We start from the raw sequence: 14,782 nt of genomic DNA, 5'->3' as shown, positions 1-14,782 counted from the left end.
GATTGTCGCGCACAGCGTAGGCAGGGCGCCGAGCGTCAGCCCACACAGCGTAAGCACTAAGCCGAAGGACAACGATGTCTGAAAACAAGGGCCTGAGCGATCTTGAGATAGCCCATAACGCCACCATCCTGCCCATCGAAGAGATTGCGGTACGTGCGGGCATCAACGTGGACGCACTGGAACTGTATGGGCCTTACAAAGCCAAGATCAATCCGGCCAAGCTTGTGCTCCCTGAGGGTAAGGCACACGGCAAGGTAGTCCTCGTTTCAGCCATGTCCCCTACCCCTGCGGGCGAAGGCAAATCGACAACCACTGTAGGCCTTGCCGATTCCCTCGCACGCGCCGGCCACAAAGTGATGATCGCGCTCCGCGAACCGTCACTTGGGCCGATCCTTGGCATGAAGGGAGGAGCAACCGGAGGCGGCTACTCCCAGGTCCTGCCCATGGACGATATCAACCTCCACTTCACCGGCGACTTCCACGCCGTCACCTCGGCCAACAACGCCCTCATGGCACTCGTGGACAACCACATCTTCCAAGGCAACCACCTCGGAATCGACCCCCGCCGCATGACGTTCAAGCGGGTCATCGACATGAACGACCGCTCCTTACGGGAAATCATTATCGGACTCGGCGGTCCTGCCCAGGGCGTTCCCCGGCAAGATGGCTTTGACATCACAGTGGCCTCCGAAATCATGGCCGTATTCTGCCTGGCCGCGGACCTGGACGACCTCCGTACGCGCTTGGGCCGGATCACCTTTGGCTACACCTTCGACCGCCAACCGGTAACTGTCGCGGATCTTGGTGTGGAAGGTGCCCTGACATTGCTCTTGAAGGACGCCATCAAACCAAACCTTGTCCAGACCATCGCCGGGACGCCCGCGCTGGTCCACGGTGGCCCCTTCGCCAACATTGCCCACGGGTGTAACTCGATCATCGCAACGCGGACGGCCCAGGAACTTGCCGACATCGTGGTCACCGAGGCCGGATTCGGCGCGGACCTGGGGGCCGAAAAGTACATGGACATCAAGTCGCGCATCGCTGACGTGGCGCCGTCCGCCGTCGTTGTAGTGGCAACGATCCGTGCGCTCAAGATGCAAGGCGGAGTTCCAAAGGACAAACTCAGCGAACCCAACGTGGACGCCATAGCGGCAGGGGTGGAAAACCTCAAACGGCATGTTGGGAATGTCGCCAAGTTCGGCATTTCGCCGGTAGTCGCCATCAACAAGTTCGCCTCCGACACCGACGAAGAACTTCAGTGGCTGCTGAAGTGGTGCGCCGCGGAAGGCGTGGAAGCCGCCGTCGCCGATGTCTGGGGCCGTGGCGGCGGAGGCGACGGTGGCGATGAGCTCGCATCCAAGGTGGCAGCGGCAGTGCAAGGGCCGTCAAATTTCCACCACTTGTACCCTCTGGAACTTTCTGTGGAGGACAAGATCCGCACCATTGTGCAGGAGATCTACGGCGCCGACGGCGTTGAATTTTCCGTCCCGGCACAGAAGCGGCTTGTGGACATCCAAAAGAATGGGTGGGGCGGGCTCCCCGTCTGCATGGCCAAGACGCAATACTCATTCACCGACGACGCGTCCAAGCTCGGTGCGCCAAAGGGATTCCGGGTACACGTACGCGAACTCATTCCAAAAACGGGTGCGGGCTTCATTGTCGCCCTGACCGGAGCCGTCATGACCATGCCCGGTCTGCCCAAGGAACCGGCCGCCATGCGCATGGACGTCGGCCCGGACGGCAACCCCACCGGCCTCTTCTAACCCTCTTAAAGCAACGCGGGGTCAGTTACGGCCCATCCGATGGTCAAACATCGGCCGTAAGTGACCCCGCGTTGCTTGTGCTGTTGCGGTTTAGCGCTCGATGTCGCCGCGGATGAAGGCTTCTACGTTTTCGCGGGCGATATCGTCGTTGAACTGCTCCGGCGGGGACTTCATGAAGTAGCTGGAGGCAGAGAGCAACGGGCCGCCGATGCCGCGGTCCAGGCCAATCTTGGCGGCGCGGATGGCATCGATGATCACACCAGCAGAGTTCGGGGAATCCCATACTTCGAGCTTGTATTCGAGGGACACGGGAGCATCACCGAAGTTGCGGCCCTCGAGGCGGACGAAGGCCCACTTGCGGTCGTCAAGCCACGCAACGTAATCGGACGGCCCGATGTGGACGTCGTCAGCGTGAAGCTCTGCCTCAACGTTGGAGGTGACGGCCTGGGTCTTGGAGATCTTCTTGGACTCAAGGCGATCGCGCTCAAGCATGTTCTTGAAGTCCATGTTGCCGCCAACGTTCAGCTGGTATGTGCGATCCAAGGTGACGCCGCGGTCTTCGAACAGCTTGGCCATCACGCGGTGGGTGATGGTGGCACCGATCTGGCTCTTGATGTCGTCGCCCACGATCGGAACGCCCGCTGCAGTGAACTTGTCAGCCCACTCCTTGGTCCCGGCAATGAAGACGGGGAGAGCATTGACGAAGGCCACGCCGGCGTCGATGGCGCACTGGGCATAGAACTTGGCAGCCTGCTCGGAACCAACGGGCAGGTAGCAAACCATGACGTCTACCTTGGCCTCGCGGAGGGCAGCCACGATGTCGACGTCCTCCTCGGGAGCTTCGACGATGGTCTCGCGGTAGTACTTGCCCAAGCCATCAAGGGTGTGGCCACGCTGAACGGTGACCCCGGTAGCAGGGACGTCGGCGATCTTGATGGTGTTGTTTTCGCTGGCGCCGATGGCGTCGGCAAGGTCCAGTCCAACCTTCTTGCTATCAACATCGAAAGCAGCAACGAACTGGACGTCGTTGACGTGGTACTGGCCGAACTCGACGTGCATCAGACCCGGAATCGTGGCCTTGGGGTCAGCGTCGCGATAGTACTGAACACCTTGGACCAGCGATGCGGCGCAGTTTCCTACGCCGACAATGGCAACACGAATCGGATGTGAAGACACGGAACTCCTTTGAGAACTAAACCTCAGGTGCCAGGCGCGACCCTGACTGAGTTCAGAGCACGACTGATTGGCACGGCGCCATTCGGCGCACACTTGCATTGTAGCCAACACAGAAGGGGCCGCCTTTGTTCCCGGCAGGCCCCTTCCCTAATGTGTCAGTTCTGCAAACTACTCCTGAGCCCACAAGTTGATGTCTGATTCAACTGCGAACTCGTCGATCGCCGTCAGCTCATCCGTGGTGAACTTGAGGTTGTTGATGGCACTCAGCGTGTCTTCAAGCTGCGCAACGCTGGAGGCCCCAACAAGCGCGGATGTTACGGCAGAGCCCTTTGGCTGATCACGGAGAATCCATGCAATAGCCATCTGCGCGAGGGTCTGTCCACGGCCCTCGGCGATGGCGTTGAGTCCCCGAACGCGGTCCAGCTTGTCCTCCGTCAATGCGGATTCGGAGAGGAACCGTTCCTTGGCGGCCCGCGAGTCAGCCGGCACACCATTGAGGTAGCGGTTGGTCAGCATCCCCTGGGCAAGAGGCGAGAAGGCGATGGAGCCGGCGCCCACCTGGTCCAGTGCCTCGTAGAGGTTCGGCGAACCATTCTCGGTCCACCGGTTCAGCATGGAGTAGCTGGGCTGGTGGATCAGCAGAGGCGTGCCGAGTTCCTTCAGTATCCGCGCCGCCTCGAGTGTCTGCTCAGGGGTGTAGGAGGAGATACCTGCGTACAAGGCTTTGCCGGACCGAACCGCGTAATCCAGCGCCCCCATGGTTTCCTCCAACGGCGTCTCGGGGTCCGGACGGTGGCTGTAGAAGATATCCACGTAATCCAAGCCCATACGCTGCAGGGACTGGTCGAGGCTGGAGATCAGGTACTTGCGGGATCCCCATTCACCATAGGGGCCCGGCCACATGTAGTAGCCGGCCTTGGTGGAGATGACGAGCTCGTCACGGTACGGCTTGAAGTCTTCCTTCAGGTGACGCCCGAAGTTCGTTTCTGCCGACCCATCCGGCGGGCCGTAGTTGTTGGCGAGGTCGAAGTGGTTGACGCCCAGATCGAAGGCACGGCGCAGGATGGCGCGCTGTTCCTCGAAACGCTTGTCGTCGCCGAAGTTGTGCCAAAGGCCCAGCGAGATAGCGGGGAGCTTGAGACCACTGCGTCCGACGCGGCGGTAGGGCATGGTTTCGTAGCGGTTTTCCGCAGCCGAATAAGTCATACGTACCATCCTGCCATTGCATAGATCACGGTGTTCGGGCTGTCCGCAATGTGGGCGCCGTCACCCTCGTCACTGCTCGCCTTACTGGACACGCACGACGGCGGCACTCCCACCGGGCAAGGTCAGCGAACCGTCGCCGAGGGCTACTCCGGTGTCGGTTGCCAACAGCAGGGATCCACCCATAGGCGAATCCAACGGCTCGTCCCCAAAGTTGCACACCACGCGGATGGCGCCACGGGTCAACTCCAGCCAGTGCTCGTCGTCGTCGAACTCCACCCTGGTCTCGCCAAAACCCCCGTTCACCAGCTCAGGCGTATTCCGGCGCAGCTGTGCTAAATCCCGATACAGCTGCAGCAGGCGGGCGTGGTCCCCGGCGTTGGGCTCGCTCCAGTCCAGCTTTGAGCGCTTGAAAGTTTCGGGGTCCTGGGGGTCCGGCACAAGGGCAGGGTCCCAGCCCATCCGTTCAAATTCTTTGATCCGGCCCTTCGCTGTGGCCTCCCCCAATTCCGGTTCGGGGTGGGAGGTGAAGAACTGCCACGGCGTGGAAGCCCCAAATTCCTCGCCCATGAAAAGCATGGGTGTAAATGGGGATGTCATGGTCAGCACTGCGCCGATCGCCAACCGACCAAATGACAGTGCTGCCGTGAGCCGGTCACCGGTTGCGCGGTTGCCGATTTGGTCGTGGTTCTGCAGGCAAACGACCAACGCGGAAGGATGCGCAAGGTCGTGCCGGATCGGCCGGCCGTGGTGCCGTCCCCGGAAGCTTGAGTAGCTGCCATCGTGGAGGAAGCCGTGCTCAAGGACCTTCGCGAGGACAGCGAGGGACTCGAAGTCGGCGTAGTACCCGGTGGTTTCACCGCTAAGGTTCACGTGCAGGGCGTGGTGGAAGTCGTCGCTCCATTGGCCTTCCAAGCCATAACCGTTGTCCTTGCGGGGATAGATCAGGCGCGGATTGTTCAGGTCCGATTCTGCGATGAGCGTCCGCGGAATGCCGGTTTCGGCTTCGATCTGGTCTCCCAGCCCGCCAAAGTCCTCAAGGATGTGCACGGCACGTTCGTCGCGCAGTGCGTGCACGGCGTCCAGCCTGAGCCCGTCTACGTGATAGTCCCGGAGCCACATCGCCGCATTCTCCAGAATGTAACGACGTACCTCATCGGACCCCGGACCATCGAGGTTTACCGAATCTCCCCAGGTGTTCCCCTCCCCCGATTTCAGGTACGGGCCAAATTTGGGAAGGTAATTGCCGCTGGGTCCAAGATGGTTGTAGACCACGTCCTGGATGACCCCCAAGCCAGCGGCGTGGGCAGCGTCGACGAACCGTTGGTAGGCCTCCGGGCCACCATAGGGCTCGTGGACGGCGTACCAAAGCACGCCGTCGTAACCCCAGTTGTGAACTCCGTTGAATGCATTGACCGGAAGCAGTTCAATGAAGTCGACGCCCAGATCCACCAAGTAGTCCAATTTCCCGGCGGCTGCGTCAAGCGTCCCCTCGGGCGTGAACGTGCCCAGGTGGAGCTCATAGATCACGGAACCCTTGAGGCTGCGCCCCTTCCACTCGCCGTCCCCCCACTCGTAGGCGGAAGGATCGAAGGTGGCCGACAGTCCATGTACCCCGTCCGGCTGTCGCCGTGAGCGTGGATCGGGAAACGGCCCCTCCCCATCCACGAGGTAGCCGTACGCCACGGCGTCGCCTTCCTTGCCAGTGACCTCGGCGGACGCGCGCCACCAACCCGTAGTGCCGCCGTCGTGAATTCGTTCCATCGCGTGCTCGCTACCTCCGGCCAGCAGCTTCACTGATCCGGCGTTGGGCGCCCAGACGTCGTAACGGTTTCTTCCAGCAGCGTGCTCCAGCATCGTGTCCCCTGTGCTTGTTTTAGCTTGCGTTGCAGTGGCGGTGTCGGTGGGTGTTCGTGTTTTCAGCGGATCAGTCAGTGGGCACCAGCAAGGCCACCGGGTAATGCTCCAGCAGCGTAGCGACCGCTACTGAACCGGCGTCATACGTGGTCCCGGTCAGTTCGTCGTGGCAGTTCACCGGCAAGTCGATGGCCGTATCCCGCCAACCGCCTTCCCGCGCGAGGCGCTTGGGCAGCCGCGTGCAAACGGTAATCGCACCGGGCGCATCCAGACCGCGGCTGAACGCAATCACGTGTTCAGCTGCCGCGCCGCTCGCATGCACGGGCTGGTAGCCGGCAAACAGTTCGGGCCGGTCCCGACGCAACCTGAGCGCCCTGGAGACCACCAGCAGTTTGGCGGCCTCCTCTGTGAACGCGGGCCGCGCACCAGTATCGAGTTCTGCGAGCGCGGCGATCCGGGCTTGAAAATCCACTGGTCGCCGGTTGTCGGGGTCGGTCAATGAACCGTCCCGGAACTCTGTGCCCTGATAGACATCCGGGACGCCCGGCATGGTTAGTTGAATGATCTTGGCTGAGAGCGAGTTGGAGGTCCCATAAGGTTCCAGTTCCTCGACGAAATTCTCCAAGGCGGCAGCAACTTCGGGTACATCAAAAACGGCGTCGACGGCGGCAGCCAAGTGACGCTCGAAGTCCAGGTTGGGGTCGGTCCAGTTGGTCGAATTTCCCGCTTCGCGGGCGGCCTTGAGCGCATACGATTGGAGGCGCCCACGATCGGCCGGCCAAGCGCCTGCAATTGACTGCCAAACAAGGGCTGCCAGAGGACCGTCCGGGATGGGCGCCAGCTCCTGGACAGTGCCGAGGAAGAGTTCCCATTCGGGGACAGATTCGGAAATCACCGAAATCCTGGCCCGGGCATCCTCGCTGCGCTTGGTGTCGTGGGTGCTCAGCGTGGTCATGGAGAGCGGGACCTCTGCCTGACGACGCGTCATGCGCTCGTGGAACCCATCAGGGGAAAGCGCAAACTCAGTGGGATCAGCGCCCACTTCGGTGAGCGTCCCCAAGCGTGTGTAGCGGAAGAATGCGGTGTCCTCCACACCCTTGGCCATCACCATGCCGGAGGTCTGTTGGAAACGGCGGGCGAGTTCCCCCGTGGTATCGACCAGGAGTGGGAGCAGTCCTTCCAGCACGTTCCCGAGCTCGGGCCGGTGCTGCCCTGCGCGTTCTACGGCTGCTTCCAGAATTTCCTGACCGTGCGGAAGGTAGGTCCTGTAGACGGGGAACCAGCAAATAATCTCGGCCAGGGCGTCGGCTACCGCGGTGCGCGGCAATGCTGGTGATTCGGGAACAAGACGGGACAACCGCAGGATCTCAGACCTCAGGATGCCGTCAGCGATGCGCCGTTTGGTCCCATGGATCATTGCCTCGTAGTCAGCTGGCTCGGGTGCATCCCGCAGCCGGGCGTCGAGGGAGTCCAGGTATTCCTCGGCTGTTGGGTCCACGAACAGACGGTCAACATCCGCCAGCGCGTCATACCCTGTGGTGCCTTCGCAATCGAAGGTTTCCGGCAGTTTCTCTCCCGGCTCCAGGATCTTCTCCACCAAGAGGTACGCCCCGCCCGTCTCCTTGCGAAGCCTTGCCAGGTATCCTGCGGGATCCGCCAGCCCATCGGGGTGATCGATCCTGAGCCCGTCCACCAGCTCTTCGCGGAACCATCGCACGATTTCCTCGTGCGCCTCATCGAAGACCCACGGAACCTCGACGCGGATGCCGGCCAGGGTATTCACAGCGAAGAAGCGGCGGTAGTTCAGTTCGGCGTCCGCGCGGCGCCAGCCCACCAGTTCATAGTGCTGCCGCGAATGAACGTCCTGCGGGCTGTCTCCATCGCTGAAGCTGCCCTCGGCCAACGGGAAACGGTGATCGTAGTAGTGCAGTTCGCCGTCCACCACAGTGAGCTGCGCAAGGTCGTCATCGCCGCCGAGCACGGGGATGCGGATCTTTCCGCCGCCAAAGTCCCAGTCGACGTCGAACGCTTCGGCGTACTTGGACGAGCGCCCCTCCTTCAGGAGCTGCCACCACCAGGCATTCTGTCCTGGCGAGGCGACACCCATATGGTTGGGGACGATGTCCGCCAAGATGCCAAGTCCCTTCGAGCGGGCGGCTTTGGACAACGCTGCGAGGCCCTCGGCTCCACCCCGGGCAGGATCCACGGACGAAGGATCCGTGACGTCATAGCCGTGGTCTGAGCCTTCCTCCGCCGTGAGGATCGGCGAAACGTAGATCCAATCGACCCCAAGGTTGTGCAGGTACCCGGTGAGTTCCGCAGCGTCCTGAAGCGTAAAGCTTTGGCGGATTTGCAGCCTGTACGTTGAAACGGGGGTCCTCACGAGTCCGCCTTCTTCGAACTACGGCGCTTCCTTGCGGGTTTAGACTTCCCAGCGGGCGGATCTCCACCGTCGGAAGCCGCACCCTCTGCAGCTCCATCGCCTTGCGACGCACCCGGTTCAACCTCCGGCGCTGAATCATTTGGCACGGAGTCAGCAGGCGCCGAAGTAACGGCAGGAGCCGTCAGCGAAGCCGTTTCGGGGGTGCTGGTCTGAGTGAGCGCAGCAAGGGAGGCGGCCACTGAATGGTCCGGCTCAGTCTCTGGCGCGCTGTGGGCGCGAAGCACCACCAGCGACTTCGCGGCGATCATCAGGATCTGATCCGCCTTCACGACGTCCGAATCTGCACCTTCACCGCCGGTGTCGATCATGACGTCCCACGCAGGGGCATATTCGTCTGACGGCACGCGGAACCCAACCTCGTCCTCGTCCGCATTGAAGTACAGCAGGAAATTGACGTCTGTGATCCGGCGACCTTGGGTGTCGCGTCCGTGAATACCGTCACCGTTCAAGAACACTCCAACAGAACGGCCCAGCGCGGTGTCCCAGTCCGACGGCGTCATGGTGCTGGCGTCGGCATCCAACCACACGATGTCCGGAAGCCTCTCGCCCTCGCCCCGCAGGACGGGCCTGCCGTCGAAGAAGCGGCTTCGGCGCAGGCTGGGGTGCTTCGCCCGCAGGGCGCTGACGGCGGCCGTGAACTCCACCAAGGGCTGGTCTACGCTGTCCCAATTAATCCAGGTCAGCTCCGAGTCTTGGCAATACCCGTTGTTGTTGCCCTGTTGCGTCCGGCCAAGTTCGTCACCATGCAAGAGCATGGGAACACCCTGTGACAGGAAGAGCGAGGCGATGAAGTTCCGTTGCTGGCGGGCCCTAAGGCCAAGAACCTTGGGGTCGTCGGTGGGACCTTCAACGCCACAGTTCCATGAGCGGTTGTGCGATTCGCCGTCGTTATTGCCCTCGCCGTTGGCCTCGTTGTGTTTCTCGTTGTAGGACACGAGGTCCGCCAAGGTGAAGCCGTCGTGCGCGGTGACGAAGTTAATGGAAGCCACGGGTCGGCGTCCCGAGTGCTCGTAGAGGTCGGCCGAGCCTGTCAGGCGCGATGCAAATTCACCCAGGGTGGATGGTTCGCCGCGCCAGAAGTCCCGGACAGTGTCCCGGTATTGGCCGTTCCATTCTGTCCATTGCGGTGGGAAGTTGCCCACCTGATACCCACCGGGTCCAACATCCCACGGCTCAGCGATCAGCTTCACCTGCGAGACCACAGGGTCCTGCTGAATGAGTTCGAAGAAGGTTGACAGCTTGTCCACGTCATAGAACTCACGGGCCAGCGTGGACGCGAGATCGAAACGGAAACCGTCGACGTGCATCTCCGTCACCCAATAGCGGAGCGAATCCATGAGCAGCTGCAGCGAATGCGGACTACGGACGTTCAGCGAGTTGCCCGTGCCGGTGTAGTCCATGTAGTACTTCTGGTCGTTCTCCACCAAGCGGTAGTAGGCCGAGTTGTCGATGCCCTTGAAGGACAACGTGGGCCCCAAGTGGTTGCCCTCAGCCGTGTGGTTGTACACGACGTCCAGGATGACCTCGATCCCGGCGTTGTGCAGGGAACGGACCATGGCTTTGAAGTCCTGGACCTGTTGGCCGGTATCGCCCTTGGAGCTGTAGCTGTTGTGGGGCGCGAAGAAGCCGATGGTGTTGTAGCCCCAGTAGTTGTTCAGCCCCTTGTCCTGGAGGATGCCGTCATTGACGAACTGGTGCACCGGCATGAGCTCGATGGCGGTGATGCCAAGCTTCTGCAGGTGCGAGATAACTGCGGGATGGGCGACGCCGGCATAAGTGCCGCGCTGTTCCTCGGGAACCTCGGGGTGGAGTTGGGTGAGCCCTTTGACGTGGGCTTCATAGATGACCGACTTGTGATACGGAATCTTCAGCAGTTTGTCGCCGTCCCAGTCGAAGAACGGGTTAATGACGACGCCGAGCATCATGTGCGGTGCGGAGTCGGCGTCATTCCGGGAGTCCGGATCCCCCATGTTGTACGAGAACAGTGCCGGGTCCCAGTCAATCTGCCGGTGAATGGCCTTGGCATAGGGGTCCAGCAACAGCTTGTTGGGATTGAACCGTTGGCCGGCATCGGGGTTGTAAGGCCCGTGCACGCGATAGCCATACTTCTGTCCGGGTTGGACTTGCGGCAGGTAGCAGTGCCACACATAGCCGTCCACCTCGGTGACTTCTACGCGGACTTCCTCGCCGTCGTCGTCGAAGAGGCACAGTTCCACTCCCTCGGCCTTCTCGCTGAACAGCGCGAAGTTGGTGCCGGTCCCGTCAAAGGTGGCTCCAAGCGGATAGGCCGATCCAGGCCAGACTTCCATGCGTTCTCCTCTGGTGATGCGGATAACTTGCTGCAAGCCTACTCATGACCCATGACACGGACAGTAACCTTACGGTCTTGCGGGGTCGTATTCAGCGGTCAGCGAACCTATGACGTGCGGCACAGCTGTCATGATCGCCGAGGCTGTAAGGGGGCCACCATTAAAATCCTCCGATGCCATCGAGCCGGCACGGCCGTGAACGCTAGCCGCAACCGCCGCCACAGCAGCCCAGCGGTCGTCCGGTTTCAAGCCCATGGCTGCGTACGCGCCGTCGTCGTCCCTCACCGAGTCCTCAGATTGCGCCAGCAAGGCGCCCAAGATGCCACCCAGGACATCACCGCTGCCTGCGGTCGCCATCCAGGCAGTGCCCTCGGACTGGCTGAAAACAACGCCCGACGGCGAGGCCACCAGTGTGGTGGCACCCTTCAGCAGGACTGTGGCCCCGGTTTGTTCGGCTGCTTTCCGTACGAAGTGCAGCGGCCGGGACTCGACGTCCTCGCGGGTCACGGCTACCTCGCCGGTGGATGGAAGGGCTGCCAGGAGCGTCGCCAGTTCCCCGGCGTGCGGAGTGAGGATCCAATGGGCGGGACACCGCTCCGGCAGGATACTCAAGGCTCCGGCGTCGACGACGACCGGCAGCTCAGCGGCCAGCGCTGACTGTGCGGCGTCCCCGGCACGTCCGAGCTGGTCCTCCCCGTCCACGCCAGGACCAAGCAACCACGCTTGAACGCGCCCTGGGTCATCCGTCTCCCACAGGGCCTCCGGAGTCCGGCTCAATACATGGCGTGCCGCAGATTCCGGTCCTACATAGCGGACCATGCCCGCGCCGGCCATCGCTGCCGCATGGACGCTCAGCACGGCTGCCCCCGCAAACCGAGCCGAGCCGGCGACCACGCCCAGCACGCCACGGGAGTATTTATGGGAGCGGCGCCCAGGCTTGGGGAGCAAGGCGTGCAGGTCCGTGGCATCAAGCCGATGCAACTCAGGGGTGTCCAGGGAGTCTTCGATTCCGATCTGTACCAGGACCACATGGCCGGCACAGCCCTCGCCCGGGTCTGTCATCAAACCGGCCTTGATACCACCGAAAGTCACTGTGACATCGGCTTCCAGCACCGGCCAGTGGACTTCGCCCGTGGCGGCATCCAGCCCACTGGGGAGATCGCAGGCCACCACGCAACGCGGCTTCAACTCCTGAAGGGAAGCGACCAACTCAGCAGAAGCTTCACGTAATCCGCCGCGGGCGCCGGTGCCCAGGAGGGCATCGATGATGACATCGTCACCAGCGCATAGGACGGCAAGTTCCTCCGCGTTTCCGGGATCCAATCGCAGCACACGGCCGCCTGCCGCCAGAAAAGCCCCCAAAGCCTCGGTATGGACTTCCGCGGAGGCGAGTACCGCCGTCGTGCGCATGCCCCGGCGGGCAAGGATGGAAGCCGCGAAGAGTCCGTCACCGCCGTTATTGCCTTTTCCTGCCAGGACTGTAATGCACGCCCCACGCAGTTTGCGCTTGGCCTTGACCAAGCGAACCACTTCCTGCGCCAGGCCGTAAGCGGCCCTTTGCATGAGAACAGCGCCCTCACCGGAGTCCAGGAGCGGTTGTTCCGCATCCCTGATCTGTTGTCCGGTGAAGGCGCTGATCATCGTTATGTAGAGGTCCGTTTAGCCCTCGGCGAGGACATACGCCGTAGCGATGCCGCCATCGTGGCTCATGGACAGGTGCCAGCGTTTAACGCCCTTGGCATCGGACACGGCCAAGACCGTTCCTTTGACCTGGACGGTAGGACCATTCTGGTCAAGGCCGATCCAGCAGTCCTGCCAGTTCATGCCAGCGGGAGCACCCAGGACCTTGGCCACTGCTTCCTTGGCAGCGAAGCGCGCAGCGAGTGACCTGGTGTTGAGCTCGCGCTCCGCAGGAACGAACAGCCTGTCCCGCAGTCCGGGGGTCCGCTCCAGTTGCCGGGCGAACCGCTCGATGTCTACGACGTCTACTCCAATGCCAACAATCATGCGGTTATTCTACGGTCACGCTCTTGGCGAGGTTACGCGGCTGATCGACGTCGTAACCCTTCGCCCCGGCCAATTCAGCAGCAAAGATCTGCAGTGGCACGGTGGTGAGCAGCGGCATGAGCAGCGTGGGCGTCTCCGGAACGTAGAAGACGTGCTCTGCGTAGTCCTTGACCGACTCGTCGCCTTCTTCAGCAATGACCAGCGTACGTGCACCACGTGCGCGGACTTCCTGGATGTTGCTGACGACCTTGGAGTGCAGGGAGTCACGACCACGCGGGGACGGGACAACCACGAAAACCGGCTGGCCGTCGTCGATCAGGGCGATCGGTCCGTGCTTGAGTTCACCGGCGGCGAAGCCCTCAGCGTGGATGTAGGCAATTTCCTTGAGCTTCAAGGCACCTTCAAGGGCCACCGGGAAGCCAACGTGGCGGCCCAGGAACAAGACGGACTTTTCGTCCTTCATGCTGCGGGCGAGTTCACGCAAAGGACCTGCGTTGTCCAGGATCTTCTGAATCTTGGCCGGGATCTTGTTCAGGTCCGCGAGGACGTCCTTGATCTGGCCGGAGAAGATGTTGCCACGCAGCTGGGCCAGGTAAAGGCCAAGCAAGTAAGCGGCAGTGATCTGGGCGAGGAACGCCTTGGTGGATGCAACCGCGATTTCCGGGCCAGCGTGGGTGTAGAGCACGGCGTCGGATTCGCGCGGGATGGTGGAACCGTTGGTGTTGCAGATGGAGATCGTCTTGGCGCCCTGTTCGCGGGCATAGCGAACGGCCATGAGCGTATCCATGGTCTCGCCGGACTGGCTGATGGAAACCACCAGGGTGTTGGAGTCGACAATCGGATCGCGGTAACGGAACTCGTGTGCGAGCTCTACTTCCGTGGGAATACGGCACCAGTTTTCGATGGCGTACTTGGCAACCAGCCCAGCGTAGGCCGCGGTACCGCATGCCAGAACGATGATCTTGTCAACCTGCTTGAGGAGCTCAGGATCGATGCGGACCTCGTCCAGCGTCAGCTTTCCGTTGAGGTCCGAGCGTCCCAGGAGGGTCTGGGCTACGGCGTCGGGCTGGTCATGGATTTCCTTCTCCATGAAGGAGCTGAAGCCACCCTTTTCGGCAGAAGCCGGGTCCCAGTCAACGTGGTATTCCTTGCCTTCAGCGGGAGCGCCGAAGAAGTCGGTGATCTCCACGGAGTCCGCGGTGATGGTGACGATCTGGTCCTGACCGAGTTCCACGGCGCGGCGCGTGTAGTCGATGAAGCCGGAGACGTCCGAGCCGAGGAAGTTCTCGCCGTCGCCAAGGCCGACCACGAGCGGGGAGTTGCGGCGGGCGGCCACGACGACGTCGGGCTGGTCCGCGTGGACGGCGAGGAGGGTGAAAGCACCTTCCAGACGCTGGCAAGCCAGGCGCATCGCCTGGGTGAGGTCGCCGCCGGTGCCGTTGAGTTCGTTGCGGAAGATGTTGCCAACCAGGGCGGCAGCAACCTCAGTGTCCGTTTCGGATTCGAACGTGACGCCCTTAGCCAGCAGTTCCTGCTTAAGCTCGGCGAAGTTTTCGATGATGCCGTTGTGAATCAACGCCAGACGCCCGCCGTCGGAAAGGTGGGGGTGTGCGTTTCGGTCGGTGGGTCCGCCATGCGTGGCCCAACGAGTGTGGCCAATGCCGGTCAGGGATTCAGGGACCGGGTTTGCTTCCAGTTCACTGATCAGGTTGCTCAACTTGCCGGACTTTTTACGGGACGAGATGGTTCCATCAGCCACCACTGCGACGCCAGCGGAGTCATAGCCGCGGTACTCAAGACGACGCAGCCCCTCCACGACGACGTCAAGGGCGCTGTGACCAGCTGCCTTACGAGACGAATTGCCAACATAGCCTACGATTCCACACATGGGTATAAGCCTAACGGCTAGGTCAAACAACTGATGTGGGACGTCCCCCCTCCCCCTCTTGTTTCTGAGGCGTTGATCACCCACAATTCACCTTCACGTCGTCCCGCATTTCCTGATCCGCCGGGCTAAGGGCAGA

At 61.9% G+C, this 14,782-nt stretch carries 9 protein-coding genes; 1 reads left to right on the top strand and 8 read right to left on the bottom strand.

What is annotated here, in order from left to right; genetic code table 11:
• Positions 1-74 precede the first annotated feature (74 nt).
• Positions 75-1,763: a formate--tetrahydrofolate ligase gene (locus KSW38_RS11875; protein ID WP_216925122.1), complete on the top strand. Its 1,689-nt coding sequence runs from the start codon at positions 75-77 to the stop codon at positions 1,761-1,763.
• A 90-nt stretch (positions 1,764-1,853) separates the two neighbouring features.
• On the opposite strand, the gene KSW38_RS11870 is transcribed toward KSW38_RS11875, so the two are convergent.
• The 8 genes from KSW38_RS11870 to glmS all read right to left on the bottom strand — a co-directional run bounded on the left by KSW38_RS11870 (position 1,854) and on the right by glmS (position 14,646).
• Complete coding sequence (locus KSW38_RS11870; RefSeq protein WP_216925121.1) at positions 1,854-2,939, bottom strand: inositol-3-phosphate synthase; 1,086 nt, start codon at positions 2,937-2,939, stop codon at positions 1,854-1,856.
• 168 nt (positions 2,940-3,107) lie between these two features.
• Positions 3,108-4,145, bottom strand: a complete 1,038-nt coding sequence (mgrA, locus tag KSW38_RS11865; RefSeq protein WP_216925120.1) for an L-glyceraldehyde 3-phosphate reductase — start codon at positions 4,143-4,145, stop codon at positions 3,108-3,110.
• A gap of 81 nt (positions 4,146-4,226) precedes the next feature.
• Entirely contained in the window at positions 4,227-5,999 is a 1,773-nt protein-coding gene (treZ, locus tag KSW38_RS11860; protein ID WP_216925119.1) for a malto-oligosyltrehalose trehalohydrolase, read from the bottom strand.
• 70 nt (positions 6,000-6,069) lie between these two features.
• Positions 6,070-8,382, bottom strand: coding sequence for a malto-oligosyltrehalose synthase (gene treY, locus KSW38_RS11855; RefSeq protein WP_216925118.1), 2,313 nt, complete (start codon positions 8,380-8,382; stop codon positions 6,070-6,072).
• Positions 8,379-10,751, bottom strand: coding sequence for a glycogen debranching protein GlgX (gene glgX / locus KSW38_RS11850; RefSeq protein WP_216925117.1), 2,373 nt, complete (start codon positions 10,749-10,751; stop codon positions 8,379-8,381). The genes treY and glgX overlap by 4 nt, the downstream gene beginning before the upstream one ends.
• 69 nt (positions 10,752-10,820) lie before the next feature.
• On the bottom strand, positions 10,821-12,392 hold the full coding sequence (locus KSW38_RS11845; RefSeq protein ID WP_216925116.1) for an NAD(P)H-hydrate dehydratase: 1,572 nt from the start codon (positions 12,390-12,392) through the stop codon (positions 10,821-10,823).
• Positions 12,393-12,410: 18 nt separating this feature from the next.
• Positions 12,411-12,758 carry a holo-ACP synthase gene (locus KSW38_RS11840; protein WP_216925115.1) on the bottom strand — a complete coding sequence of 116 codons (348 nt, stop codon included), beginning with the start codon at positions 12,756-12,758 and terminating at the stop codon, positions 12,411-12,413.
• A 4-nt stretch (positions 12,759-12,762) separates the two neighbouring features.
• Positions 12,763-14,646 carry a glutamine--fructose-6-phosphate transaminase (isomerizing) gene (gene glmS, locus KSW38_RS11835; protein WP_216925114.1) on the bottom strand — a complete coding sequence of 628 codons (1,884 nt, stop codon included), beginning with the start codon at positions 14,644-14,646 and terminating at the stop codon, positions 12,763-12,765.
• Positions 14,647-14,782: the final 136 nt, after the last annotated feature.

This window comes from Paenarthrobacter aromaticivorans (assembly GCF_019038615.1).
Taxonomy (GTDB): Bacteria; Actinomycetota; Actinomycetes; order Actinomycetales; family Micrococcaceae; genus Arthrobacter; species Arthrobacter aromaticivorans.
This window is presented reverse-complemented; position numbering and strand designations above follow the sequence as displayed.